We start from the raw sequence: 24133 nt of genomic DNA, 5'->3' as shown, positions 1-24133 counted from the left end.
GGCTTCAAACGCTCTCGGCGGCCACGGCGGCAGGTGCGTGCGCCACGCGAGTCTCGGCGCGCGCGGCATCCCGCAACACTTCGAGGAAATGACTGGCGGCGCGCGTGGGCAGCACGTCCTTGCGCATCAACGCGCTGACGTTGATGGTCGGCAGCGCATCGAGCACCGGCAGAGCCTCAATCCCAAGCGGTGCAATCGCGTCGAGCAAGGGCTGAGTCACGCAGCCGATCACATCCGTTTTCGAAAGCAGGCCCAGCGTGACCGAGAACGACGACGGCACGCGCAGTAGTCGGGCGGGCGCGGGCAGCCCGTTCATGTTGAACAACGCGTGAATCACACAATGCGGCACGTCGTTCGGCCCCGACGTGACCATCCATTCGGCGTCGATCAACTGATGCAGATGGCGCGCGTGGCCGAGCGGGTGATCGCGGCGCAGCGCCACGGAAAACGGCGTCGAAAAGAGCGCCGTGCCGACCAGATCGTCGTCGAGACCCTGCACGTGGTGTATCGCGGCTATGTCGAGTGAACCGTTTCGCAGTCCTCTCAATGCCTCCGGAACCGGCAATTCCAGCAGATTCACCTTCACGAGCGGCATCGAGCGGCGAAAGAGTGAAAGTGCTCTCGGCAGCACCGTCATGGCGATCGACGGCGTGGTTGCGATGTTGATCGCGCCGACCAGTTCGCCCTTGGTCTGCTTCACGGCGTCCACGGCCCGCTGAAGATCGCCGACCAGTTGCTCGGCACGCGGCAGCAAGGCGAGGCCGCACGCCGTCAATTCGATTCCGCGAATGCTCCGCACCAGCAACTGTGCGTCCAGTTCGCCTTCCAGCTCGCGCACGGCATGCGTCACGGCGGGTTGCGTGATGCCCAGTTCCCGCGCGGCCGCGCGCAAGCTCCCGTGGCGCGCGGCCGCGATGAAGATCTGCAATTGCTGCGGTTTCATAGGGTTTCCACCGAGATAAGAATCTCGAATCACGGTAAAAAAAATAGCATCTTACCCGGCCAAATTTGCCTTGCTAGAGTCGGCCTGCCATGAACAAGACAAAACCGTCACAACCTTCATCACGGCACGGAGCGCACGAACATGCAGAAGGCTTTCGCCTCACCCTCCCAAGCCGCACCGCTCGCAGGCAACTACACCCGCATTGCCGATTTGACGCCACATCACGACACCCTGTGTTCGATGCGCCACCATCTTCATCGCCACCCCGAACTGGCGTATGAGGAAAATGCGACGGCGGCTTACGCCGCGCGGCAACTCGAGAGCTGGGGCTGGCAGGTCGCGCGCGGCGTGGGCAAAACAGGTGTGGTGGCAACGCTGAGCGCGGGCGGCGGCACGCGCAGCGTCGGCCTGAGAACCGACATGGACGCCCTTCCCATCGACGAAGCGACGGGACTGCCTTACACGAGCGAGGCGCCGGGAAAGATGCACGCCTGCGGCCATGACGGCCACATGGCGATGTTGCTCGGCGCGGCCCAGCATCTCGCCGCCACGCGCAATTTTTCCGGCACGGTCCATCTGTTCTTTCAGCCCGCCGAAGAACACGGCGTGCAAAGCGGCGCCATGCAGATGATCGAAGAGGGGCTGTTCGAGCGGTTTCCCTGCGACGCGGTATTCGCCATGCACAATCACCCGGGCGCGGAGCCTGGCGTGTTCCTGCTGCGTCGCGGGCCGTTCATGTCGGCCTTCGACAAGGTCGTGATCGACATCGAAGGAATTGGCGGGCACTCGGCCCGACCGCACCTGAGCGTCGACCCGGTGGTCGTCGCGTCGAGCATCGTCATGGCGTTACAGACCATCGTCGCGCGCAACGTCGATCCGGCCCAGTCCGCCGTCATCACCGTGGGTTCGATGCACGTCGGGACGGCCAGCAACGTGATTGCCAGCAGCGCGCGGCTCGACATCAGCGTTCGCTCCTTCGACGACGGCGTGCGCGCCCTGTTGCTCAGACGTATCGAAGCGATCGCGCGCTTGCAGGCCGAGTCGTACGGTGCGACTGCCCGCGTGCAAACGACGGATGGCTACCCGGCCGTCGTCAACAGCAGTGAAGAAACCGATTTCGCCGCCGAGGTGGCGCGCGAACTCGTCGGCGAAAACAACGTCGTCGAACAGGCCGCCCTCGTCATGGGTAGCGAAGATTTCGCATTCATGCTGCAGCGCAGGCCCGGCGCGTTGCTGCGCATCGGCAACGGCACAGGCGAAGCGGCCCGCATGCTGCACAGCCCCCGCTACGATTTCAACGACCGCAATCTGCCCATCGGCGCGGCCTTCTGGTCAAGGCTCGTCGAGCGCTATCTCGGCCGCCAAACGCACACCGCTGTCTGATTGACCGAATCCATTCATCGAATACAAGGGCGATTGTGAGTACCCCTCAACCTCTCTCCGGGCTTCCGGCACACGATGCCGAGCTCCATGCAGCAATGCACGCTTCAGCACGCGTCAGCCGCCGCGAACTCTTCGCTCACGAGGAAAGCCGCGCGCTTCAGATCAGCCCCGACGGCGCGACGCTGTCGTTCATACGCAGCGGGACCGGCGCGCCGAACGTCTGGCTCGCAGCGCTCGACGCGCCACACGACGCCGAGCCGATTACGTTCTTCAGCGGGCGCGGCGTATCCGAATATCGCTGGACACCCGATTGCCGCCATCTACTAGTCATGAAAGACGTGGCGGGCGAAGAGCACACGCAATTGCATGCCGTCGATGTCGCGACCGGTGCGATGCGCGACCTCACGGCCGACCCCGCCGTCAAGACGAAAATTCTTTCGGCTTCGGGCGGCTTGCCGGACACAGCGCTGGTTGCATTCAACTCCCGCGACGGCCGCTATTTCGACGTCTATCGCGTCGATCTGTTGACAGGCGTGCGCACACTGGTGCTGAAAAACGACGCCCGCTACACAGACTTCATCGCTAGCAGCAACGGGCGCTTGAGAGTGGCCGTGCGCGTCAATCCGGAAGACGGCTCTTCGACTTACTTCGACCTCTCGACCTCGCCTGCGCGCGCCTTTCTAACCGTACCGCTGCGGGCGCTGCGCAGTTCGAAGGTGCTTAGCGTCACCGCGCGCGGCACGCTCGTCATGCTGTATGCGTTCCAAAGCGATCTGGCCAACGTGGTGGAGGTGGAGATCGAGACAGGGGCGATACGCCAACTGGCGCAAGCACGCACTGCCGACATCGTGGATGTGCTGGACGAGCAGGGGTCCGGCGCGATTCTGGCCTCGCGTGAAGATCCCCTGGTCGGCGTGTGGGAAGTGCGTTCGCCGCAAGTGGAAATCGATTTCGCGTTGCTCGGCGCGCAAGCCGGTACGTCGTTCAAGATCGTTTCGCAAACGCCGGATGGCCAGCGCTGGCTGGTGCAGATCGCCTCGCAACATCGCCCCGACGACTACGCGATCTGGAGCCGCGAGCGCCGCCAGTTGACCCGGCTCTTTTCGAGCCGACCGACACTGGAAGCGCGCGAACTCGCGAGCACCACGGCCATCGAGTTCCGCGCCACCGACGGTCTGCGCATAACCGGCTATCTGACGCTGCCCGCCAATACGCCCCTCGACCACGGCCGCCCGCGCGAGCGACTGGCGCTCGTGCTCAACGTGCATGGCGGCCCGTGGCTACGCGACGAATTCGGTTTCAACGCGGAAGCACAATGGCTTGCGGCGCAGGGCTACGCGGCGCTGTCCATCAATTTCCGCGGCTCGTGTGGCTTCGGCAACGCCTTCATGGAAGCCGCCGACGGCGCATGGTCGGCGGCCATGCACGACGATCTCCTCGACGCCGTTCAATGGGCGATAGACCAGGGTATCGCCGACCCGCAAAAGGTCGCGATCTACGGTCTCTCGTATGGCGGCTATTCGGCGCTCGTCGGGCTTGCGTTCACCCCCGGCGTGTTCGCCTGCGCCGTCGATATCGCAGGCCCGAGCAACCTGGTTTCACTTCTTGGCGCCATGCCTGCGTGGTGGACATTCCAGCGCCCCCAGTTCGCGCTGCGCATGGGCGACCCGGCCTCGGCGGCCGGGGAAGCCGAATTGCACGAACGCTCGCCCATTTCGCGAGTCGGTGCGATCACGCAACCGCTGTTGATCGCACAAGGGACAAACGATCCGCGCGTGAGGGTCGACCAGTCCGCGACGATCGCAGCCGCGCTCGCCGTCCGCAAACGACCGGTTACGTATCTGCTGTACCCGGACGAAGGTCACGAATTCGAAAAGACCTCGACGCGTCTTTCCTTCTACGCCATCGCCGAGCATTTCCTGGCGGCTAGCCTGGGTGGTGTGGCCGAACCCTATGGAAGCGATCTCGACACTTGCAGCATGAGCGTCGAAACGGGCATCGAACTTGTGCCCGGCCTTGACCACGCCCTCGCTAGCCGACAGATGCCACGGACGCATGGCAACAACCCTTGACCCGTGTCCCCCACAGAGAAGACGAATGAAGAACTCAGAGCAGCACGCACGAATCCGGCAAACCGTCCTCGCGTTCGCACTGGCGGCAAGCTATGGCCTCGCCCACCCGGCACACGCCGCCGAAAAGGAATTAAACGTCTATAGCTGGTCGAGCTATCTGGCGAAAGACACGATTGCGAATTTCCAGACGCAATCCGGCATCCACGTCCGCTACGACACCTACGACGATAACAACACGCTCCAGACGAAGCTGCTATCCGGCAACACGGGCTACGACGTGGTCGTGCCGACGTCCGCCTTCATGATCCGCCAGATGCGTGCGGGTATCTTCCAGACGCTGGACAAGACACAAATTCCGAACCTCAAGAACGTCGATCCGATCTTGATGAAGAAACTCGCGGAAGGCGGCGACACCGGCAACCAGTACGCAGTGCCCTACACGTATGGCACCGACGGCATTGGCTACAACGTGCAGGCCGTCAAGAAAGCGCTTGGCGAGAACACGGTGGTGGATAGCTGGGCTTACCTCTTCGACCCGGCCAACGCCGCCAAATTGAAGTCGTGCGGCATCTCCTTGCTGGACCAGCCGGGAGACGCGTTCGCAGCGGCATTGCAGTACCTGAGGAAAAGTCCCGCGACCACCAATCCGGGCGACATCCAGGCCGCGTACGAGGTGCTGAAGAAGATTCGCCCGTATGTCACGCAATTCAATTCTTCGAGTTATCTCAGCGACCTCGCCAACGGCGACGTCTGCATTGCGCTCGGGTATTCCGGCGATGTCGGCACGGCGAGCCGGCGCGCGCTGGAAGCGAAGCGGCCGTATGAGATCCGCTACGCGACCTTGAAGGAAGGCGGCCTGCTTTGGGTCGATACGATGACCGTACCCAAGGATGCGCCTCACGCGCAGGCCGCGATGCAGTGGATCAACTACATTCTCGACCCCAAGGTCAGCGCGTCGATCAGCAACACGACGTCCTATCCGACGCCGGTCAAGTCAGCGCGCGCGCTCCTGAAGCCAGGGTTTGAACAGGATACCGCGATCTACCCGACTGACACTGCGCTCGACAACACGACTCTCGTGCAACCGCTTCCGCAGGAGATCACGAAGCTGGAAGGCCGCCTCTGGGCGAAGCTGAAGTCCGGACAATAATTTGATCCCGCCGGGCACGCGCGGGAACCCACGATAACGATCATGAAAAAGTCGAACAATAACGTTAGCAGTCCTCATGTGAATGGAGTGAGGATCGGGAGATCTTTCGTTGCGATGGCAGTTCCACTGCTGTCCATGGCGATGTCTTCCCCCGCCTGGTCGCAAAGCCGCGTCACCCTCGCCGGGGTCATCGACGAAGGGTTGAACTACACGAACAACGCATTCGGCAATCCGGCGTGGCAAATGCAAAGCGGCGACGTGCAAAGCAGCATTTTCACGCTGAGCGGCGTCGAGGACCTGGGCGGTGGCACGAAGGCCACCTTCACGCTTAAAACGGCGTTTTCCGTGAACAACGGAGCACGGGTGCCGGGCCGCTATTTCGTCGGCCTCGCGAATGACCGGTACGGCGCGCTCACGCTCGGCCGCCAGTACGACTCCATCGTCGACTTTCTTTCGCTGACGACAGCGGCAGGCAATTGGGGCGGCACGCTCTTTGCGCATCCGCTCGACGCCGACAATACCAACTCGTCGTTTCACATCAACAACGCCGCGAAGTACATGAGCCCGGATTTCGGCGGCTTCCAGTTCAGCGCGACCTATAGCTTCAGCAACGATACGAGCTTCCTGTATAACAGGCAGTACAGCTTCGGCGCACAGTACAACCACGGTCCATTGCTGATTGCCGCCGGGTATTTGCAGGCCAACCAGCCCGGCGAAGGCGTGAACGGTACGACGCCCCCGGCGGATGCCAGCTTCGGAGCGGACCTCGTGCGCATTGCGGGCGCGGGCATCAATTATCAGCTAGGCCACGCGACACTCGGATTCGTGTACACCTATACGCGCGTTCAGCACCCTGTTTATTCGGGCTGGCTATTCGATCAATCTGGCAATCTCCTGCCAATCAGCCCGCCAGGCGAAACGTTGAATGCGCTGAATTACCAGAACTTCGAGCTCAACGGCAGTTATCAGTTCACGCCTGGCTTTTCGCTAGGCGCGAGCCTGACCTACACGCTGATGGACTACGAGGCGTCCACGGGCACCCAGAAGCCCAAGGTCGTTACCGCAGGCGTGATGGCCGACTATTTTCTTTCGAAACGCACCGACGTCTATTTCCAGAGCGTGTTCCAGCATGTCGGCGGCGACCAGACCGGCAGCCTGCTCGACCATGCCTATGTGCTCGGCGCGGCGGGGGTGTCGACGACCGCCAATCAGGTGGTCGTGCGCGTGGCGATGCGGCATCGGTTCTGAGGCTGATTTGCACCCCAAGCTCACCCCGCCTCAAGCATCGTCTTCATCTGCTTCGCATCGCGTTTGGGCGGCGCACCGAACATGCGCGCGTATTCGCGACTGAATTGCGATGCACTTTCATATCCCACTGCGAATGCTGCCGCTTCGACCGCCATCGATTGCGACATCATCAATCGGCGCGCTTCGAGCAGCCGAAGCTGCTTCTGGTACTGCACGGGAGTCAGCGAAGTCAGCGCCTTGAACTGTCGATGAAACGCCGAGCGACTCAATTGCGCCACGCCGGCGAGTTCGTCAACGTGAACAGGCGCGGCATAGCGCTCGCGCAACGCGCGGATCGCGTTCATGACGCGCTGGGAAGGACTGTCCGCGAGGGCGAAACGCGCCACGTCCCCGCCATGAGGCCCGGCGAGCAACCAGTAGCCCATCTCGCGGATCACCAGCGGTGCCACGGTCGGGATAGCGTCGGGCGTGTCGAGCAGACGGACGAGCCGCAACGCGCAGTCCGCGAGCGGGCCGCCAAAATCCGTCACGAGCACGCCTCGGACGCTTTCCGAAGCGGCCTTAGGCGAATGGGCCATCTGCTCGACCACACTGCGCAGCATCGCCAGGTCGAGTTCGACGATCAGCACGAGACACGGTGCGTCGGGTCGCGCTTCGAAAACACGCCCGAGCGAAGGCGCCTCCACGCCGACGACGAGCGCTTGACCCGCGCGATATTCGAGCCTGTCTGCCCCGAACGTCGCCCATTTCGCACCTTGGGCGACGACGCAAATGGCCGGGCTCGCCAGTCTGTACGTCGGTGGCGTGGGATTGTCGGACCGCAGAATGTAGACGCCGTCGATCGCGGTTTGGTAAGGACTGAGCGTGGGCTGACGTTGCGTGTAACGCAGAATCGCTTGGGCGAGCGGGTCCGACATAGGTTGGGAAGGTTTCAGATGAGATGGGTTGAATCGGGCGGGTCAATCAAGCATACGCCCGCCGGAGCACAATCAGGCAAAAAACAGGCGATTTTCGGCATTCAACTCGCGGCCCTCATGTCCATAAAATCGCTTCACATTCTTTTCGTTAGAGGTCAAGCATGGCACAAACCATTCAGGACGTTCCCCACAAGATTGCGATTGTCACGGGCGGCAGCCGCGGGATCGGTCGCGACACCGTATTGCGCCTGGCGGCGCGCGGCGTGCGCTCGATCTTCACGTACCAATCGAACGAGGAGCAGGCGCAGGCGGTCGTCGCACTGACCACGGAGGCCGGCGCGCCCGGCGTCGCGCTTCAACTCGATACCGGTGTGGCCGCTCGCTTCGACGATTTTGTCGCACGTGTGCGCGAAACGCTCGGCACGATGGGCGCCGAGCGTTTCGATTATCTAGTCAACAATGCGGGGACTGCGTCCACCGCGAGCTTTGCCGCGGGGACGGAAGCCGAACTCGACGAGCAGTTCGCCGTCCATTTCAAAGGCGTCTTCTTGCTCACGCAGAAACTGCTTCCCCTGATCAACGACGGGGGGCGGATCGTCAACGTGTCGTCCGGGCTGGCCCGATTCGCTTTTCCCAACCGGGCTGTCTATGGGCCCATGAAAGCCGCCGTCGAAGCGCTCACGCGCTATATGGCGCTCGAATTGGGGCCCCGCCGCATCGCCGTGAATGTCGTCGCCCCCGGCGCGATCGCCACCGATTTCAGCGGCGGCATCGTGCGCGACAATCCGCAGGTCAACCAGGCGGTCGCGGACCACACGGCGCTGGGTCGCGCAGGCCTTCCGCAAGACGTGGGGCCCGTTATCGCCGCGCTGCTATCGAACGAGTTCGGGTGGGTCAACGCCCAGCGCATCGAGGTCGCTGGAGGCATTCATATCTGATGCGAGGAACCTCGTTCTAGTGGATATCGTCGCGGTCCCAGGGCGGTTCGTCACCGAACGATGCGGCGAGGTGATCGACGAAGCGGCGCACTTTGAGCGGTATGCGCCGCGCGCTCGGATAAACCGCCTGGATCTCCAGATCGGCCGCGCGGTAGCCGGGCAGCAGCGCCACCAGTTCGCCGCGCCGGATGGGCTGCGCGAACACGAAGGTCGGACCGTAAGCGACACCGGCGCCGGCAAGCGCAGCGGCAAGCAGCATCTGCGTATTGTTGGCGGCCATGCGGCAAGGTCCGTCGATGACGTGCGCGCGGTTTGCGCTGTCGAACAAGGTCCAGTCGTCGGAAGACACGGCCTCGCTGAAGGCAAGGCGCTGCGCGCGCCGTAATTCGTCGGGCTTGCGCGGCGTGCCATGACGCGCCAGATACGCAGGCGACGCGCACACGACCATCCGGCAGGCCGCGAGGCGCCGCGTGACGAGTCCGGCGTCCTGCTGCCGTCCGATCCGGATCGCAACGTCTACGCGCGCGCTGATGAGGTCGATGTACCGGTCTTCGAGCTGCGCTTCGACGCTCACGTGCGGGTGCGCCTCCAGAAAGCGTGCGACGGCCCCGCCCAGATGGAGCGCGCCGAACGTCACCGGCGCGGCCACGCGCAGCACGCCGCGCACCGTGCCTTGCGCATCGCTCGCTTCGCGATTCGCTTCGTCGAACGCTTCGAGAATTCGCTTGCTGCGCTCGTAGTAAGTGCGGCCGATATCGGTCAGGCTCAGGCGCCGCGTGGTCCGCTGTAAAAGCCGCGCGTTCAGTTCAACCTCGATTGCGCTCACGTGCTTGCCGGCCATCGCCGGCGAGAGCCCGAAGCGCCGCGCCGCCGCGGCAAAGCTGCCCTCCTCCACAGCGGCGACGAATACGCCGAGGCTAGTCAGTCGGTCCATGCGCCCTCCATTCGATAGCCTCATTATCGACTGACGACACCCGGCCGGCAATTATCAAACGACGCACTCGATTCTATTATCGGGAAACCACCTCACGGAGAAAGCCCGAAAAATGGAAATCGAAACGAATGGCACGCGGATTCACGTCAAGGACCAGGGCAGCGGCGCGTTGGCGCTGGTGTTCCTGCACTACTACGGCGGCTCGTCACGCACCTGGGATGGTGTGGCCGCTGCATTGCCCGACCGATATCGAATCGTCGCCACCGATCATCGCGGCTGGGGCGACTCCGCTGCACCGGCCGACGGCTACGGCATCGCGGATCTCGCGGCGGACGCTGAGGGCGTGATCGAGGCGTTGGGTCTCGAGCGCTACGTCCTTGTCGGCCATTCGATGGGCGGCAAAGTCGCGCAATGCATCGCTTCGCGCAGGCCCGGCGGACTCGAAGGGCTCGTGCTCGTTGCGCCCGCGCCTCCCACGCCCGCCGTGCTCACCGACGAGCAGCGCGCGACCTTGGCCGGCGCGTACCAATCGCGCGAATCGGTGGAGTTCGTGATCGATCATGTTCTGAGCGCCCGCCCGCTCGACGCCGCCCTGCGCGAACAGGTGATCGAGGACAGCCTCAAGGCCGCGCCAGAGGCGAAGGCCGCGTGGCCGAACGTGGCCATGCTCGAAGACATCGGCGCAGCGGTGACGTCGATCGGCGTGCCGACGATCGTGGTTTGCGGCGAGCATGATCAGGTGGACCGCATTTCAACACTTCAGGCAGCGTTACTGCCGCGAATCCCGCATGCGCAGATGCACATCCTTCCCGGCACGGGGCATTTGTCACCGCTGGAGGCGCCGGGCGAGCTGGCGCGGATCATTGCGCGATTTGTCGCCGCGATCGAGGACAAAAACGCGAGCTGAAGCACGTTCAGTCCACGAAGCGCAAATCGGTTCGCGCTTTTATACAACCTTAAGGATGACGAAATTTATGCGCAGACGCAGGTGTGTTCACACCGCGCTTTTCGCGATCCGCGTTTTCAGCGCCTCGATGACCGCGCGCACCTTGCCCGACGGGTAGCTCGTAGGTGGAAAGACGGCCTGCACGCTGGAAGGCACGCAAGACCATTCGGGCAAGAGCCGGACGAGGTTGCCGGACGCGACGTCTGCACGGATCGAGAAGTCGGTCAGCGAGGCAAAGCCGCCACCCGCGAGCACCGCTGCGCGGGCCGAGGTCGCGGTGTTCATACTTAGCGCGTTCGTGCAGCGCACGCGGCGCACGGCTTTGTCGTCGGTGAGCACGCCCGCCCCGTGGCGCGAGCCGGAGCGCGTCAACTCCAGCGTGGAGGGATGCCGCAGCACGGTCATCGCGATATGCGGCAAGGCGGCGAGCGCCTTCAGCGACCGTGGCATGCCGTGCCTCGCAACGAAAGCGGGGCTCGCAACCAGCCATCGCCCGTAGCTGCCGAGTTTCACGGTGCGATAGTTCGAGTCCCGCAGATTGCCGAGCCGCACGGCCAGATCAATCCCCTCGCCAATCAGATCGACGTAGTGATCGGCGCAGATCAGTTCGATGTCGAGCTCCGGATACGTGGCGCGCAGATCGACCAGTGCGGGCGCAACGATCTGCGCGCCGTAGTCGACCGGCGCGCTCACGCGCAGCGTGCCGCGCGCGGGCGAGGCCTCGCCCGATGCGGCCGAAAGCGCCTCTTCCGTCATCTGCAAGATGCGGCAACTGGCGTCGTAGAACGCGCGGCCAGCGTCAGTCACGGAAAGCTGCCGCGTGGTGCGCGCGATCAGGCTCGCGCCAACCTCGCGTTCGAGCCGCTGCATATGCGCGCTCACCATCGTCTTGGCAATGCCGAGCCGCTCGGCCGCCGCCGTGAGCGAGCCGGCCTCGACCACGGCGACGAATACCGTCAGCCGGTTCAGATTCACGTCGCGCACATCGGCCATCGCGATTGTCCACTTTGGATAGAAAATGATTGCAAGCTTAGCAGTCTTCTCGCGCGTGCCGTCATTGCCTAATCTGGGCGTTCGCTGCCGCTTCCTCCTGCGGCGCTTTCGTTATGGAGAATGCGATGCCCGCTCTGAATCCCGCTTCTGCTCCCACTGTTCGACCCACCACGCCGATTCGCCTCTACACCACCCCGCTTTCCGGCCACGGACACCGCGTCCGGTTGTTCCTGTCCATGCTCGGCCTGCCGTTCGAAATCGTACCGGTGGATCTCGCCGCGGGCGAGCATCGTCAACCTGCGTATCTCAAGCTCAATCCGTTCGGCCAGGTCCCGACCATCGTCGATGGCGATACGGTGCTGTTCGACTCGAATGCGATTCTCGTTTATCTGGCGAAGCGTTACGGCAATGCGTCGTGGCTGCCGGACGATCCGTACAGCGCGGCAACCGTGCAACGCTGGCTGTCGCTCGCGGCCGGTCCGATCGCGTTCGGCCCGTGCGCCGCACGTCTCGTTCACGTCTTCAAGCGCGACCTGGATCTGGCGCGCGCGCAGGACATTGCGAAGACGCTGCTGCCGCTGCTCGACGCCGAACTCGCGCACAATCCGTTCGCCGCCGGCGATCACGTGACGATCGCCGATATTGCCGCGCACACCTACATCGCTCATGCGCCCGAGGGCGGCGTGTCGCTGGAGCCGTATCCGCATTTGCGCGCGTGGCTGGAGCGCGTCGCCGCGCTGCCGGGCTTCGTGGCCATGCCTGCCACGAAAGCGGGTCTGCTCGCCGCCTGAGCGGCACGTGCAGGCCGCCCACGAGGAGCCATCGTGACCGCACTCTCCGAACCGAATCCGCACCGCGTAGTCGGCCCGTTTCACGACGGCGAGCGCGAGGCCCAATTGCGCGCGGGCGTAGCCGACGTCGCGCTTGAAAACGGCTCGCGCGGCATTCGCGATTACATGCCGGACCAGCATCGGGCGTTCTTTGCAATGCTGCCGTTCATGGTGTTCGGCGGCGTCGACGCAAGCGGCCAGCCGTGGGCGACGCTGCGCGCGAACACGGCGGGATTCGTGTCGACGCCCGACAGCCGCACGCTGCGCATCAATGGCGGCGCGCTGCCGGGCGATCCGCTCGCGGGACACTGGACGTCCGGTGCGCGCATTGGCGGTCTTGGCATCGAGTCGCACACACGTCGGCGCAACCGCGTGAATGGCGTGATCGAAACGGTCGACGGCGACGTGGTCACGCTCGCGGTGAAGCAGAGCTTCGGCAACTGCGCGAAGTACATCAACGGACGCGAACCGGTGTTCATAGACGATGCAGTGACACACGCCACGGTCGAGCGCGCCGATACACTGGCCGATGACGATCGCGCGCTGATCGCCCGCGCCGATGTATTCTTTATCGCGACCGCCAATCTCGACGACACAGCCGGTGCCGCAGGCGGAGCCGACGTGTCGCATCGCGGCGGCATGCCCGGCTTCGTGCGGATCGATGACGAGCGCACGCTCACCGTGCCCGACTTCAGCGGCAACCATTTTTTCAACACGATCGGCAACCTGTTGCGCGATCCGCGAGCGGGACTGCTGTTCGTCGACTTTGCTCGCGGCGATCTGCTGTATCTGGCCATGCGCGCCGAGGTGATCTGGGACGGCCCGGAGGTCGCGCAGTTTCCAATGGCGCAGCGGCTGGTGCGATTCGAGCTGACCGAAGTGCGCCGCGTGCGAGCCGCATTGCCGTTGCGCTGGTCGGCGGTCGACTATGCGCCGCAATTCAAGGAATCCTCAACGGCATGGCGTACGCTGCGCGTGGCCGGGGTGCACGACGAATCTCCGTCGATTCGTTCGTTCCACTTCGAACCGGTGGACGGCCGGCCGCTTGCGCCATTCGAAGCGGGTCAGTATCTTCCGCTGCGCGTGACGATGCCTGGATCGGACAAGCCGCTCATGCGCACCTATACGCTCTCCGCGGCGCATGACGCGGCACACCCGGCGCGCTACAAGATCAGCGTCAAACGCGACGGCGCCGTGTCGCGCTGGCTGCACGAGCATGCAAGCACTGGCTCGCTCATCGACACGCTGGCGCCGCGCGGCTCCTTCAAGCTCGATACACGCAGCCCGCGCGCGATCGTGCTGGCTGCGGCGGGCATCGGCATCACGCCGATGCTGGCGATGCTCGACGCGGCGCAGGCGCTCGAACCGGAACGCCGCATCCATCTGTTTCATGCTACGCGCGGTGAGCACGAAAGACCGTTCGCCGCAGCGCTGCGCGATATCGAACGCGCACGCGAACGTGTCGGTGCACCTGTACGATAGCGCCGCGCAGCACGATTCGCCCGATGGCGACAGGCTTGCGGGCCGCGTGAATATCGATGCGTTGCGTCGCTCCCTGCCGTTCGACGACTACGACTTCTATCTGTGCGGCCCCGAAGCATTCATGCGCGATCTGTACGACGGCCTGCGCGCACTGAATATCGCGGACGAACGTATTCGCTTCGAAGCGTTCGGGCCGTCGAGCTTGAAGCGAGGTCCGGCTCGAGTGGCCGTTGACGAAAAGGTTGCAAGAGAGCCGACGAACGGCGCACCGGTCACATTTGCACGCACGGGCAAAACGGTGCGCTGGCAGCCGCAGCAGGGCTCGTTGCTGGACACCGCTGAACGCTGCGGTATCGACGCGCCGTTCAACTGCCGATCGGGAACGTGCGGTACGTGCGCCGCGCGCGTGCTAGCCGGTAGCGTGGAATATGACGAGCAGCCGGAGTTCGAAGTCGAGGCGAACCAAGCGCTGATTTGCATCGGGCATCCTGCGACGAGCGGCGTGACGTTAGATCTTTAGGATGCCACAGCAATCGTGAAGAAAAATGCTGTTATCGCTCAATGGCCGATGTGTGGCGCTGCCGCTGCGCGCGCACCGGGCGCAAAACCATGCCTGCGCGCACGCCAGGCAATGGCGAGCGCCACCAGCGACAGCAAAACCAGCGCCCAGGGAAATGAGCGCGCGCCAAAGTTGTTCAGCAGCACCCCGCCCAGTACGCCCGCTCCGGCGATGGCGCCGTTCCAGGCCACGACGTTCATCGACAGGGCGGCATCGGCCCCCTCGCCGGCCGTGTCGGCCAGCGCCGTTTGCAGCAGCGTCGCCGCGCCGCCGAACGTCAGCCCCCAGATCGCGACGCCTGCATAGACGACCTGCGGAACCGTCGCGAACGCGCCGAACAACACCGACACGAGACCGAACGTCGCGAGACTCACCAGCACCGAACTGCGCAGGTGACGATCGACCAGACGCCCCGTAACCCAGATGCCGGCCAGTGCCGCCAGGCCGAACGTCAGCAGCACCACGTCCAGACTCTCCAGCAACCCGGCCTGCGCGACAAACGGCGCGATATAGGTGTAGAGAATGTTGTGCGCGAGCATCCAGGCAATGACGGTCGCGAGCACGGGTCGCACGCCTCGCGTGAAGAACACATTTCGCAACGGCATGCGCTCGTGTGTCGCCTGCCCCGGGAAATCGGGCACCTTGGCGAGAACCCACACGATCAGCACTACGGTCAACCCCGACATGATCCAGAACACGCTACGCCAGCCGAGCCACGTGCCCAGCCAGGTGCCGAGCGGCACACCAAGCGAGAGCGCGATCGGCGTGCCGACCATGGCGAGCGCCATGGCCTGCCCCTGCTGATGCCCGGCCACCATTCGCCGCGCGTACCCGGCAAGCAGGCTCCAGGCCAGTCCCGCCGACATGCCCGCCATGAAGCGTGCGACCAGGGTCAGCGCGTAGTTCGAGGACAGCGCCGTGATCGAATTGAACACGAGAAAGCCGATGATCGTCATCAGCAGCACGCGACGCCGGCGCCAGCCGCGCGTGGCCAGCGTCAATGGTATTGCCGCAACCAGCGAACCCAGCGCGTAAGCCGTCACCATCTGACCGGCGAGTGAAGGCGAGATGCCCAGACCGCTTCCGATCTGGGGCAACAGGCCCGCAGGCAACGTTTCGGTCATGATGCAGATGAACCCCGTCATCGCCAGCGCCAGCAAGGCCAGCACGGGCAGGCTGCGGGAATGCACCCGCGCGGGTGCCGTGGATGTGTTCACAAGGAATCCTTTGTCGAAGAGAAGTCACATGCCGCGTTTGCCGGTTGGGCCCCGCTCACGCACGATATATATACTGATCGATATAAATGTAGCGGCGACGTAACACACTTGTCAACGACTTCTGTATCGAATAGTATTTATATGAGTGACAAAGAATCTGGTGCAAAAGGAGGGCGCGATGGCGCAAATGGGCAGACCCCGCCAGTTCGACCGGGACTACGCCATCGAACAGGCGTTGCATTTGTTCTGGGAACAGGGCTACGAAGCCACATCGCTTAGCCAGCTCAAATCCAGCATCGGCGGCGGGATCTCCGCACCCAGCTTTTACGCGGCTTTTGGCTCGAAAGAGGCGCTATTTCAGGAGTGCGCGCAGCGCTATCTGTCGAAATACGCGATCGTGAGCGAGCCTCTGTGGGACACGACGCTGAGCCCGCGCGACGCTATCGAAACGATGCTGCGGGCTTCGGCAAAGATGCAATGCGAGCGCGGTCATCCGAAGGGCTGCATGGTCGCGCTCGGGGTGATGAGCGCGCCGTCGCCCGAAAACGCTGCGGTGACTCAGGCGCTCACGCAGTCGCGCGCGCGAACCCGCGCGGGGATCAAGGCATGCGTGGAGCGCGGCATCGCCAACGGCGAACTGGCCGCCGATACCGACATTTCGAGCGTCGCCACCGTGTTCGACAGCTTCCTGACCGGCATCTCGACACTCGTGCGCGACGGTGTGGGGCTGCGGGTCATCAACACCGCCATCACCTCGATCATGAGCGCGTGGGACGCGCAACAGCGCCCCGCTCGAACACGCTAGAAGCGGCGCAAGAGCGTCGGCGTCACGCAGCCGCGGCGGGCGTCGACGGCCGGCAGCCCGAGGTCTTCAGCGCCTGCGCCACCACGTCGGCGAATAGCCGCCGAAACCAGATGGAACGTCCGTCCATCTGGTCGGTTCGACGGTAAAGCACTGAGATGGGCTCCATCGGCAAATCCAGCGGCGGCAGGCACACTTCGAGACCGTGGAGCCGCGCCATGCAATGCGCGACCGTTTCCGGCACCGTAGCGATCGCCGGAACCGACTGCAATACCGGCGCAACCGCTGTGTGACGCGACACGCCGGCAACGACGCTGCGCCGGATTCCCGCGCCATCGAGAAATGCATCGATGCTTGTCGTATCGTTACCCTCCGACGAAACGATGACGTGTTGCGCCTTCACGTACTGCTCGATGCTCAACGGCAGCGTCAACTTCAACTGCTTCGGGTCATAAAGGCAAACGAAACGCTGATCGAACAAAGCGTCCCGGATATGCCAGGAAGCAGGCTCTTCGTGAACAGCCACACTGAAGTCGTACGCACCTCGCTCGAGCAGCGCGACGGAATCACGCTTCGTTGATGCAACGGCCACGACGCGCGCATGTGGCGCCAACTCGCGAATGCGCGCCGTCAATACGCCCAAAAACGCCATTTCGAAGTTATCGCACATCCCGACCCGGAATTCGCCTCGCCACGTTGCAGGGTCGAACGCCTGCGGCGGCCGCACGGCGCGCTCGATTGTCGAGAGCGCGCCGGCAATTTCGGGCGCAATCGCCAACGCCCTCGGCGTGGGTTCCAGCCCTCGCCCGACACGCACGAACAACTCGTCGTCCAGCGCTTCACGCAGGCGCCGCAGCGCGCTGGAAAGCCCGGGCTGACCGATGTACAGACGCTCGGCCGCCCGGCTCACGCTTTTCTCCTCCATCAGCACGGAGAAAACATGAAGGAGATTCAGGTCGAGCTTGCGTAGCGTTGCGTCTTTCATTGCTGCCAGAGATAGGTGCCATTACTACGTTCAATTTGTCACATATGTACCGACAAGTCAATATATCGGAAAAGGTGATTCACCGCATGACAAATTCAGAACGGAGTGACGGCATGATTCGATTAGCTATCCTTGACGACTACCAGGGTGTTGCACTGCAAAGTGCAAACTGGTCCGAAGTGGAGAAGATCGCGGAAATCACCGTGTTTCGCGACCATTTGACGGATATCGACATGCTGGCGGAAAGGCTGCAACCGTTCGACGCCATCTGCGTGATGCGGGAACGCACGCCCCTTACCGCCCCCATCCTGAGCCGACTGCCCAACCTCAAGTTCATCGGTTCAAACGCGCCTTACAACGCCGCGATCGACCTGGACGCCGCGCAACGACAGGGCGTGGTTGTCAGCGCAACCGGAGGCCGGGGCAATGGTGCGCCCGAACTAACGTGGGCCTTGATTCTCGCGGCGGCCCGCCATATTCCCGCTGAACATGCGTCGATGCGCAACGGCGGATGGCAGGTAGGCGTCGGAGCCGACCTCGAGGGCAGCACGCTTGGTCTTCTCGGTCTGGGCAAAACCGGCGCGCGCGTTGCTGCAATCGGTCGCGCCTTCGGCATGCGGGTTCTGGCGTGGAGTCAGAACCTCACGCCGGAAGCCGCCGAGGCCGCGGGTGCAACGCTTGTCGACAAGACCACTTTGCTGCGCGCGGCGGACTGGCTTTCGATTCATCTGGTCCTCTCGGCGCGCACACAGGGCATCGTCGGCGCACCGGAACTGGCATTGATGAAACCGCATGCATGGCTGGTCAATACATCGCGCGGGCCACTGGTCGACGAGACGGCGCTCATCCATGCGCTCACCCGACGGGCAATCGCCGGAGCGGCGCTTGACGTGTTCGACACCGAACCGTTACCCGCCGGCCACCCGTTTCGCACGCTCGACAATGTGCTCGCCACGCCGCATATCGGCTTCGTCACGCACGGGACGTACAAGGTGTTTTACGAAGAGACAGTCGAGAACGTTCTTGCCTGGTTGCGCGGCTCACCTGTGCGCGTCATGTCGAAATAACCCCGGCGCGAGCGATCGCCGCCACTCTCCTCAGCAACTTCTACGCGCCTCTCTCGCCTGAGAGCAGGAAGGACCTATCTTGTTCAAAATCCGAGTTGCGCCCGCTAAATCATGGCGGCCGCGCAAGCCGACGCGCGTCAGGGCGGTGTCATGAGCGCCCCGCATTCGAAATCGGCGTCTACCGCGCAGCCGCCAACCCGCGGCCTCATCCTGCTGCTTTCGGTGGCGACCGGACTCTCGGTCGGCACCCAGTACTACAACCAGCCGTTACTCGGCCTGATCGCCGATGCGTTTCACACAGGCGCCGATGCAAGCCTCGTGTCGACCGCTACGCAAATCGGCTATGCACTGGGCCTCGTATTGCTCGTGCCGCTGGGCGACAGAATCGATCGGCGGCGGCTGATATTGCTCCAGTGCTTCGGTTTGATACTGGCGATGGCGTCAGCAAGTGTGGCGCCCGGACTTTACAGCCTGGCGTTCGCCTCGGTGCTGGTCGGCATATTCGCAACGATCGCCCAGCAGATCATTCCCCTCGCTTCGGAACTCGCGTCCACGGACAGCCGCGAACGCATCGTTGCGGTTGTCACGAGCGCGCTGCTTATCGGCGTGCTGCTATCGAGAACAGTAAGCGGATTCGTCGGCGCCTGGTTCGGCTGGCGCGCGATGTTCGTGCTGGGCGCCGCGCTCGTTTTACTGATGCTGCTGGGACTGGCGGCACGGCTTCCGCGCAGCAGGCCCGCATCACGCGAACCCTACGTCGAACTGCTGCTTTCGCTGTTCGTGCTCGTGCGCGATGAGCGCGAATTGCGCCGCGCGTCACTGACGCAGAGCCTCCTTTTCTTCGGCTTCAGCGCGTTCTGGACGATTCTCACGCTGCTGTTGCAGGGGCCGAAGTTTCAGTTGACCAGCAGCGCCGCCGGCATGTTCGGCGTGTTCGCTCTTGTCGGTGTCGTCGTCGCGCCCTATGGCGTACGCATGGCGGGTGAAAGCGCCGGCCGCATCGGAGCGGCACTTGTCACGGCAAGCTTCATTCTGATGATTGCCCTCGTCAATCTCGTCGGGCTTGTCATTGGAGCAGTCCTGATGATTGCCGGACTGCAAATCTCCCTCATCAGTAATCAATCGCGAATCCTGGCGACCGCTGGTTCAGCACGCGGACGCTACAACACGGTATTCATGGCCTCGCAATTCAGCTTCGGCGCTGCGGGTTCGAGCGCGGCAAGCTTCGCGTGGAGAACCGGCGGCTGGACCGCAGTGATGGCAATGGCTGCGGCCGCTTCCGTAGCGGCACTGGCGCTGCAAATCGGGCGTCGTCACAAGTCGCGGCTCGACGCGCAAATGGCTTCATCCACTCATCGAGAATTCACGACTCAGGAGAAACAGAAGTGATTGAGGAACACCGGATTGGCGAATTCACGCTGATTACCCTGCTGGACGGCATTTTTCTCTGCGGCACGGAGATGATTCGCGCTGCGGCCTCGGAGGAAGGCGCGGAACTGTTCAAGAGCGCGGGGCTTCCCGCATCGGGGCCGTCTCCCGAGCCAATCAATGCGTTCGCATTGAAAAGGAACGACGAACTATGGCTTATCGATGCAGGCTGTGGTCGTGAGCTCGGACCGCGCTTCGGCAAAGCCCCCGAGGCCTTGCGCGCGGCAGGGTACGCGTTCGACCAGGTACAGGGCATCATCCTCTCTCATCTGCATGAAGATCATGTTGGAGGACTAATCAATGACGACGGGCTTGCGTTGTATCCGAACGCCACGCTATTCCTTTCGGAAGAAGAATGGGCGTTCTGGACCGATGCGACGTCGCCGGAGCAATATCCTCGTATGGCGGAGGCCGGTTTGTTCCGGCTGGCAACGTCGGTGCTGGAAGCCTATGCGGGACGCGTGACGGCATTGCCCGCGAATAGCGAAGTCATCCCCGGCGTGTCGCTCGTGCCGCTTCACGGTCATACGCCGGGCCACAGCGGCGTGCAGATACGCGACGCAGACCAGCAAGTACTCATCTGGGGCGACGTCATTCATTCGACGTTACTGCAATTGCGCTATCCGGACTGGAGCATAGGCTTCGACGTGGACCCGCAGCAGGCAGTCCGCACGCGCGAGCGGTTGCTCGCGCAACTCGCAACCGAAGACACGCTGGTGGCAGGCCCGCACGTCACCGGGATTGGCCGGATACGTAGTTGTTGCAGCGGCGGATACCGGCTGGACCTGAGCAGGTATCAATAGCCGGCTCGCAGGCGCGGGCCGGGACTTCCCGTGCCCGCGAACCTGGCCTCAGAAGTCGATCTGCGCGGAAACCAGTACGGTGCGCGGCGCGGCGTTCGTCACGTAGGTCCCCTGCTGGATCCAGTAGCGGCTGCCAAAGAGATTCTGGACGTTCGCGCGGAACACGACATCCTTTGCCGCAATCTGCGTCTCGTAACGCAGGCCCACGTCATAGCGCGTCCACGCGGGCAGTCGCAAGGCATTGCTCGAATCGTAGTACTGCGCGCCCGTGTGGATAATGCGGCCGTTGACGCTCAGCCCCTGCACCCAGGGCAGATCGTAGTCGGCGCCGAGGTTGAAGGCAAACTTCGGCACGCCGCCCGGTTCGTTGCCGTCCTGCGCGCCGCCCGCCGTGCCCGAAAGCTTCGGGTCGTAGAAGGTCGCGCTCGCCATCAGGCGCAGGCTGCGAAACACCTCGCCGTAGGTGGACAGTTCGAGACCGCGCACACGCGTCTTGCCGTTATATCCGTAGATTTTCGTCGTCGGATCCATAACGGCGTTCGGCTGCGAAATCTGGAAGATCGCGGCCGAGGTCATGACGTGGCCCCAGTCCGCCTTGACGCCCGCTTCGTACTGGTTCGACTTGTACGGCGCGAACGCTTGACCCGCGTTGGCGGCTTCGGCCGGCGCCGTGCCGCCGTTCGTGAGACCCGATGTGAAATTTCCGTACACCGAAATATTCGACAATGGCTTGAACACGATGCCCGCGAGCGGTGTGATCGCCTGCTGGTCGATCGAGCTTTGCTGCAAGCCGGTGGTCGGGTCGTAGTTGTCCTGCCCGATCGTCTGTCGGCGGAAACCGCCCGTGATGAGCAGACGGTCGTTGAAGAACGACATCGTGTCGATGACCTGCTGGCTGTTCAGGCGCAACTGCGAACTGCGTTGCGCGTCGCCGCGCGCGACGTCCATGGGGGGAAGCGGCGTGGGATTGTAGAGGCTAGACGCCACGGCGGTCGAGCCCAGCGCATAGAAGTAGCCGATCTCCTGATTCAGGCTCGTGATGCCCGTGACCAGTGTGTGCTTGACGCCGAAGGTGTCGAAGTGGAAGCGAAAGCCTGCGTCGACGGTCTTCGTGCGCGTGTACTGGTCGTAGTAGCCGTTGTACACGTTGAACGCGCCGGCGGAGGTCATATCGGCCGCGTACGGGAAATTCTGCGCCGACGTGCCGTAATGCTCGCCCGCTGCGCCGTACACGGTTACGTGCGGGTTGATGTCGTACTCGAGGCGCGTCATGACGGCCGTGTCGCGCAACTTCAGCTTCGAACCAGGATAAAGGTTGCTGTATCCCGACGGCGCGGCCGGTACGGCGGTTGCCGTGCCGAAGCCGATCTGCGAGCGAAACTCATCGGTGTTCTCTGCGACGTTATAGGCGTCGAACGACCAGCGCAATTGTTTGCCGCGATAGTCCAGGCCGATCGAGCTGTCGCCCTGAAGCTGGTTGCCGTGCGCGATGCCGGTTTGCCCGTCGTTGATCTGACCATTGAAGCGCACGCCCCACTGGCCCTCGTCGCCGAAACGGCGGCCAATGTCGGCAGCCATGCCGAACTGTCCCTTCGACTGGTACATCGCCGTGAGACGCGTGAGCGGTTCGTCGTCCGCACGCTTGGTGACGATGTTGATGGCGCCGCCGACGCTACCGCCCGGCCCCATGCCGTACATGAGCGAACCCGGGCCTTGCAGGACTTCCACACGTTCGAGCAGGTTCACCGGCACGCGTGCGGCCGAGACCATGCCGTACAGACCGTTGAGCGCGACATCGGTCGCCTGTACGTCGAAGCCGCGAATCTGGAACACGTCGCCAAAGCCGCCGCTGCTTTGCTCCGTGCGCACCGATGCGTTATTGACAACGACGTCGCCGATCGTACGGGCCTGCGTATCGCGGATCATCTGATCGGTATAGTTCGTCGTGCTAAATGGCTGGTCCATCACGTTCGATGTGCCGAGCACGCCGATGCTGCCGCCTCGCGCCACCTGGCCCCCCGCATATGGCGCGGGCAATTCCCCAGGGGCCGCCGCGGCCTTGACGACGACCGCAGGCAACACGTCCGATTGCGAAGCGGCACTGCCTTGCGGCGCCGTGTCCTGCGCATAAGCGCTGGCCTGCAACGCCGCGGCCGCGGCCAACCCGACGAAAAGACGATCGACTGCCGACGATACCGCTGTGCGGCGATTGGCGTTTTGCTGCGTTCCCCGTTGTGGCATGGCGTGTTTGTTGTTCCCTGAAGACCGGGCGATGACCCGAAATGTGCTCGATTACATACTTAAATACGACTCATTCGCAATTGTAAATTACTCATCGAGCATCGGATACAAGAAACTAACGCGTCGCTCATGGCTGTTGTGGCGGGACGACGTTCCGGAGCTTATTTTGGTTGAGTCCTGGCGCGACTCGTTCTCCGGTCACGACTGTCAACGCAGCGAAATATACGCGAGAATATATCGAGGCAACGTGCATCCTTGACGTCACGGTTGTGATGACCGGCGTCGATGCATTCAGTGCGTTGAATCAAGTGATAACGGGAGCGACATCTGGTGAGCAGCGAAAACAAGCAGGCGGTCGGCGAGCACTTTTCGCTCGCCGCCATGGAACACGCCCGTGTGATGACCTGGAAGGCGGTCGATCAGATCGCCGCCGCAATCCGGCCGGGCATGCACGAATCCGAGGCCAATGCACTGGGTAAAGCGATCTTGCAGGAGTTGGGTATGGACCGGATCTGGCATCCCGTGCTGATCCGCTTTGGCGAGAACACGCTGCGCATCTTCAAGGAGCGCTCGGTTGGCGACCCTGTGCTGGGCGAGAACGATATTTTCTTCATCGATCTGGGCGCGGTCTGGGACCGTCACGAAGGCGATGCGGGCGCAACCTTCGTGACCGGTAGTGACCCCGAGATGCAGGCTTGCGCTCGAGCTGCGAGGACGATCTACGACGAAGTCGCCATTCACTGGCGCGGCACCGGATGCAGCGGCATCGCGCTGTACGACTATGCCGCCAAACGCGCCCGCGCGCATGGCTGGAAATTGAACATCGACATCAAGGGTCACCGCGTAAGCGACTTTCCGCATGCGATTTACAAGGCGGGCGACCTCGGCGAGTACGACGCGCAGCCGACGCCTGGGTTGTGGATCCTCGAAATCCAGATTGCGCACCCCGAGCGACCCTTCGGGGCGTTTTACGAGGATCTGCTCGCGTAGTGTCACCGAGGCTGATAAAGCAAAAAAGCCGTCCATGGGACGGCTTTTTTATATCGCGCGGTGCCTTGCCCGCACACGCATTTCAGACGCCCAAACGCCAGAACCCCGGTTCTCTTTCGGAGACACCGGGGTTCTGGACTTGCTGCATAAGGAGCCTGACGATTACCTACTTTCACACGGGCAATCCGCACTATCATCGGCGTGG

19 protein-coding genes and 2 pseudogenes are annotated in these 24133 nt (G+C 63.2%); 13 read left to right on the top strand and 8 right to left on the bottom strand.

Going from position 1 to position 24133, the window contains the following annotated elements:
- Positions 1-4: 4 nt before the first annotated feature.
- Positions 5-943, bottom strand: a complete 939-nt coding sequence (locus C7401_RS27315; protein ID WP_112174556.1) for a LysR substrate-binding domain-containing protein — start codon at positions 941-943, stop codon at positions 5-7.
- A 141-nt stretch (positions 944-1084) separates the two neighbouring features.
- Here C7401_RS27315 and C7401_RS27310 point away from each other — a divergent pair, with 141 nt between their 5' ends.
- The 4 genes from C7401_RS27310 to C7401_RS27295 all read left to right on the top strand — a co-directional run bounded on the left by C7401_RS27310 (position 1085) and on the right by C7401_RS27295 (position 6796).
- Entirely contained in the window at positions 1085-2326 is a 1242-nt protein-coding gene (locus C7401_RS27310) for a M20 aminoacylase family protein (protein WP_181565701.1), read from the top strand.
- 95 nt (positions 2327-2421) lie between these two features.
- A complete protein-coding gene (locus tag C7401_RS27305; protein WP_112174555.1) occupies positions 2422-4398 on the top strand; it encodes a S9 family peptidase in 1977 nt (658 codons plus the stop codon).
- A gap of 25 nt (positions 4399-4423) precedes the next feature.
- The gene (locus tag C7401_RS27300; RefSeq protein ID WP_112174554.1) at positions 4424-5548 is read left to right on the top strand and encodes a polyamine ABC transporter substrate-binding protein; all 1125 of its coding nucleotides are present in this window, start codon (positions 4424-4426) and stop codon (positions 5546-5548) included.
- A 114-nt stretch (positions 5549-5662) separates the two neighbouring features.
- Positions 5663-6796 (top strand): porin, encoded by a 1134-nt coding sequence (locus C7401_RS27295; RefSeq protein WP_181565700.1) that lies wholly within the window; start codon positions 5663-5665, stop codon positions 6794-6796.
- Between the two features lie 20 nt (positions 6797-6816).
- Here the strand turns inward: C7401_RS27295 and C7401_RS27290 are convergent, their stop codons facing one another.
- Complete coding sequence (locus tag C7401_RS27290; RefSeq protein ID WP_112174552.1) at positions 6817-7713, bottom strand: AraC family transcriptional regulator; 897 nt, start codon at positions 7711-7713, stop codon at positions 6817-6819.
- Positions 7714-7874: 161 nt separating this feature from the next.
- On the opposite strand from C7401_RS27290, the gene C7401_RS27285 reads away from it, so the two are divergent.
- Positions 7875-8651 carry an SDR family NAD(P)-dependent oxidoreductase gene (locus C7401_RS27285; protein WP_112174551.1) on the top strand — a complete coding sequence of 259 codons (777 nt, stop codon included), beginning with the start codon at positions 7875-7877 and terminating at the stop codon, positions 8649-8651.
- Positions 8652-8667: 16 nt separating this feature from the next.
- Here C7401_RS27285 and C7401_RS27280 read toward each other — a convergent pair whose 3' ends face one another.
- Entirely contained in the window at positions 8668-9585 is a 918-nt protein-coding gene (locus C7401_RS27280; protein WP_112174550.1) for a LysR family transcriptional regulator, read from the bottom strand.
- A gap of 112 nt (positions 9586-9697) precedes the next feature.
- Here C7401_RS27280 and C7401_RS27275 point away from each other — a divergent pair, with 112 nt between their 5' ends.
- Positions 9698-10492 carry an alpha/beta fold hydrolase gene (locus C7401_RS27275; RefSeq protein ID WP_112174549.1) on the top strand — a complete coding sequence of 265 codons (795 nt, stop codon included), beginning with the start codon at positions 9698-9700 and terminating at the stop codon, positions 10490-10492.
- A gap of 87 nt (positions 10493-10579) precedes the next feature.
- On the opposite strand, the gene C7401_RS27270 is transcribed toward C7401_RS27275, so the two are convergent.
- On the bottom strand, positions 10580-11524 hold the full coding sequence (locus tag C7401_RS27270; RefSeq protein WP_112174548.1) for a LysR family transcriptional regulator: 945 nt from the start codon (positions 11522-11524) through the stop codon (positions 10580-10582).
- 125 nt (positions 11525-11649) lie between these two features.
- On the opposite strand from C7401_RS27270, the gene C7401_RS27265 reads away from it, so the two are divergent.
- Together C7401_RS27265 and C7401_RS27260 are read left to right on the top strand one after the other, a co-directional pair.
- Positions 11650-12315 (top strand): glutathione S-transferase family protein, encoded by a 666-nt coding sequence (locus C7401_RS27265; protein ID WP_112174547.1) that lies wholly within the window; start codon positions 11650-11652, stop codon positions 12313-12315.
- Positions 12316-12348: 33 nt separating this feature from the next.
- A pseudogene (locus C7401_RS27260) lies at positions 12349-14356 on the top strand (pyridoxamine 5'-phosphate oxidase family protein).
- A 38-nt stretch (positions 14357-14394) separates the two neighbouring features.
- Here the strand turns inward: C7401_RS27260 and C7401_RS27255 are convergent.
- Positions 14395-15540 carry an MFS transporter gene (locus C7401_RS27255; protein ID WP_112174653.1) on the bottom strand — a complete coding sequence of 382 codons (1146 nt, stop codon included), beginning with the start codon at positions 15538-15540 and terminating at the stop codon, positions 14395-14397.
- Between the two features lie 259 nt (positions 15541-15799).
- On the opposite strand from C7401_RS27255, the gene C7401_RS27250 reads away from it, so the two are divergent.
- Positions 15800-16417 carry a TetR/AcrR family transcriptional regulator gene (locus tag C7401_RS27250; RefSeq protein ID WP_258397263.1) on the top strand — a complete coding sequence of 206 codons (618 nt, stop codon included), beginning with the start codon at positions 15800-15802 and terminating at the stop codon, positions 16415-16417.
- Positions 16418-16439: 22 nt separating this feature from the next.
- Here C7401_RS27250 and C7401_RS27245 read toward each other — a convergent pair whose 3' ends face one another.
- Together C7401_RS27245 and C7401_RS46125 are read right to left on the bottom strand one after the other, a co-directional pair.
- On the bottom strand, positions 16440-17141 hold the full coding sequence (locus C7401_RS27245; protein ID WP_258397262.1) for a LysR substrate-binding domain-containing protein: 702 nt from the start codon (positions 17139-17141) through the stop codon (positions 16440-16442).
- Positions 17142-17204: 63 nt separating this feature from the next.
- Positions 17205-17399: pseudogene (locus C7401_RS46125) on the bottom strand (LysR family transcriptional regulator); the annotation flags it as partial.
- A gap of 113 nt (positions 17400-17512) precedes the next feature.
- On the opposite strand from C7401_RS46125, the gene C7401_RS27240 reads away from it, so the two are divergent.
- From C7401_RS27240 to C7401_RS27230, 3 genes are all read left to right on the top strand, one after another.
- Positions 17513-18466 carry a D-2-hydroxyacid dehydrogenase family protein gene (locus C7401_RS27240; protein WP_112174544.1) on the top strand — a complete coding sequence of 318 codons (954 nt, stop codon included), beginning with the start codon at positions 17513-17515 and terminating at the stop codon, positions 18464-18466.
- A 111-nt stretch (positions 18467-18577) separates the two neighbouring features.
- Positions 18578-19855: an MFS transporter gene (locus C7401_RS27235; protein ID WP_220092859.1), complete on the top strand. Its 1278-nt coding sequence runs from the start codon at positions 18578-18580 to the stop codon at positions 19853-19855.
- Positions 19852-20697 (top strand): MBL fold metallo-hydrolase, encoded by an 846-nt coding sequence (locus tag C7401_RS27230; RefSeq protein ID WP_112174543.1) that lies wholly within the window; start codon positions 19852-19854, stop codon positions 20695-20697. Before C7401_RS27235 ends, C7401_RS27230 begins: the two co-directional genes overlap by 4 nt.
- A gap of 48 nt (positions 20698-20745) precedes the next feature.
- Here the strand turns inward: C7401_RS27230 and C7401_RS27225 are convergent, their stop codons facing one another.
- On the bottom strand, positions 20746-22938 hold the full coding sequence (locus C7401_RS27225; protein ID WP_112174542.1) for a TonB-dependent receptor: 2193 nt from the start codon (positions 22936-22938) through the stop codon (positions 20746-20748).
- 381 nt (positions 22939-23319) lie between these two features.
- Here C7401_RS27225 and C7401_RS27220 point away from each other — a divergent pair, with 381 nt between their 5' ends.
- Positions 23320-23928, top strand: coding sequence for a M24 family metallopeptidase (locus C7401_RS27220; RefSeq protein WP_373864460.1), 609 nt, complete (start codon positions 23320-23322; stop codon positions 23926-23928).
- The last annotated feature ends 205 nt before the right edge of the window (positions 23929-24133 follow it).

Origin of the sequence: Paraburkholderia unamae (assembly GCF_003268775.1) — a bacterium.
Classification (GTDB): domain Bacteria; phylum Pseudomonadota; class Gammaproteobacteria; order Burkholderiales; family Burkholderiaceae; genus Paraburkholderia; species Paraburkholderia unamae.
The sequence above is the reverse complement of the archived record's forward strand: the minus strand, read 5'-3'. Positions and strand labels throughout refer to the sequence as shown.

What these genes read in the sequence shown, in the direction of transcription:
- C7401_RS27220 (WP_373864460.1), top strand. Translation starts at nt 23,320, where the DNA reads ATGGAACACGCCCGTGTGATGACCTGGAAGGCGGTCGATCAGATCGCC.
- C7401_RS27280 (WP_112174550.1), bottom strand. Translation starts at nt 9,585, where the DNA reads ATGGACCGACTGACTAGCCTCGGCGTATTCGTCGCCGCTGTGGAGGAG.
- C7401_RS27225 (WP_112174542.1), bottom strand. Translation starts at nt 22,938, where the DNA reads ATGCCACAACGGGGAACGCAGCAAAACGCCAATCGCCGCACAGCGGTA.
- C7401_RS27300 (WP_112174554.1), top strand. Translation starts at nt 4,424, where the DNA reads ATGAAGAACTCAGAGCAGCACGCACGAATCCGGCAAACCGTCCTCGCG.
- C7401_RS27305 (WP_112174555.1), top strand. Translation starts at nt 2,422, where the DNA reads ATGCACGCTTCAGCACGCGTCAGCCGCCGCGAACTCTTCGCTCACGAG.
- C7401_RS27295 (WP_181565700.1), top strand. Translation starts at nt 5,663, where the DNA reads ATGGCAGTTCCACTGCTGTCCATGGCGATGTCTTCCCCCGCCTGGTCG.
- C7401_RS27235 (WP_220092859.1), top strand. Translation starts at nt 18,578, where the DNA reads ATGGCGGCCGCGCAAGCCGACGCGCGTCAGGGCGGTGTCATGAGCGCC.
- C7401_RS27290 (WP_112174552.1), bottom strand. Translation starts at nt 7,713, where the DNA reads ATGTCGGACCCGCTCGCCCAAGCGATTCTGCGTTACACGCAACGTCAG.
- C7401_RS27285 (WP_112174551.1), top strand. Translation starts at nt 7,875, where the DNA reads ATGGCACAAACCATTCAGGACGTTCCCCACAAGATTGCGATTGTCACG.
- C7401_RS27265 (WP_112174547.1), top strand. Translation starts at nt 11,650, where the DNA reads ATGCCCGCTCTGAATCCCGCTTCTGCTCCCACTGTTCGACCCACCACG.
- C7401_RS27255 (WP_112174653.1), bottom strand. Translation starts at nt 15,540, where the DNA reads ATGACGGGGTTCATCTGCATCATGACCGAAACGTTGCCTGCGGGCCTG.
- C7401_RS27310 (WP_181565701.1), top strand. Translation starts at nt 1,085, where the DNA reads ATGCAGAAGGCTTTCGCCTCACCCTCCCAAGCCGCACCGCTCGCAGGC.
- C7401_RS27250 (WP_258397263.1), top strand. Translation starts at nt 15,800, where the DNA reads ATGGGCAGACCCCGCCAGTTCGACCGGGACTACGCCATCGAACAGGCG.
- C7401_RS27275 (WP_112174549.1), top strand. Translation starts at nt 9,698, where the DNA reads ATGGAAATCGAAACGAATGGCACGCGGATTCACGTCAAGGACCAGGGC.
- C7401_RS27270 (WP_112174548.1), bottom strand. Translation starts at nt 11,524, where the DNA reads ATGGCCGATGTGCGCGACGTGAATCTGAACCGGCTGACGGTATTCGTC.
- C7401_RS27315 (WP_112174556.1), bottom strand. Translation starts at nt 943, where the DNA reads ATGAAACCGCAGCAATTGCAGATCTTCATCGCGGCCGCGCGCCACGGG.
- C7401_RS27240 (WP_112174544.1), top strand. Translation starts at nt 17,513, where the DNA reads ATGATTCGATTAGCTATCCTTGACGACTACCAGGGTGTTGCACTGCAA.